The 954-nt window shown below is 74.8% G+C and carries 1 protein-coding gene; it reads right to left on the reverse strand.

Annotated features, from left to right (window positions below; all coding sequences use genetic code 11):
* Nucleotides 1-144: 144 nt before the first annotated feature.
* Nucleotides 145-954: ABC transporter permease (locus CTKZ_RS20865; protein ID WP_148090547.1), on the reverse strand; the 810-nt coding region annotated here is incomplete at its 5' end.

Genomic DNA, 954 nt, shown 5'->3' on the forward strand with positions numbered 1-954 from the left:
GGACCGCCGAGCGCTCGGGCGCGCGGCCGTCGGCGTGCGCGGGTGCAGCCGCGCCGGCACGTGCCGCGGTGCCGTCGGGTGGCGCGGTGCCGTCGGCGAGCGTGGCCGTCCGGTCTGGCGACGCGGGGACGCCGGGTGCGCGGGTCAGTCCGCGAGCGTGCGTCGCCATGCGAGCGCCCTCCTCTGCACGAGGCGGACGAGCGCGTCGGAGCCGAAGCCGAGGACGCCGTACAGGACGAGGCCGACGACGATGATCTCGGTCTGCCCGTAGGTGCGCGCGAGCTCCATCATGTAGCCGATCCCCGCGGTGCCGTTGATCTGCTCGACGACGACGAGCGAGAGCCACGCGCCCGTCACGGCGAACCGCAGCCCGAGCAGGAACCCGGGCAGCGCGCCCGGCAGGACGACGCGTCGCACGAACTGCCAGCGCGACAGCCCGACGGTCTCGGCGAGCTCGACGTACCGCGCGTCGATCGTCCGCAGGCCGTTGTGGGTGTGGATGTACACAGGGACGAAGACGCCCAGCAGGATCGTGACGACCTTCATCGTCTCGCCGATGCCGAGCCACAGGATGAGCAGCGGCAGCAGCGCGAGGCTCGGGATGGCCCGCTTGACCTGCACGGGCCCGTCGATGAGCGCCTCCCCGACGCGGGTGAGGCCGGAGACGAGGGCCAGCAGGGTGCCGAGGACGATGCCGAACAGCAGGCCGAGCAGCGCGCGCTGCGCGGACACCGCGAGGTTCTCCTGCAGGCGGCCGGACTCGATCAGCTCGCCCGCGGTGGTGACGACGGTCCACGGCGCCGACAGCGTGCGCTGGTCGATGAGGCCGGTGACGCTGCCGAGCGCCCAGAACGCGACGAGCGCGAGCAGGCCGAGCGCGGCGCCGCCGGGGATGCTGCGGCCGGGGCCGAGCCGGCGGGTGGCGCGGCGGCGGCTGGTCGCCGGGCGCGCGAG

The organism is Cellulomonas algicola (assembly GCF_003851725.1).
Taxonomy (GTDB): Bacteria; Actinomycetota; Actinomycetes; order Actinomycetales; family Cellulomonadaceae; genus Cellulomonas; species Cellulomonas algicola.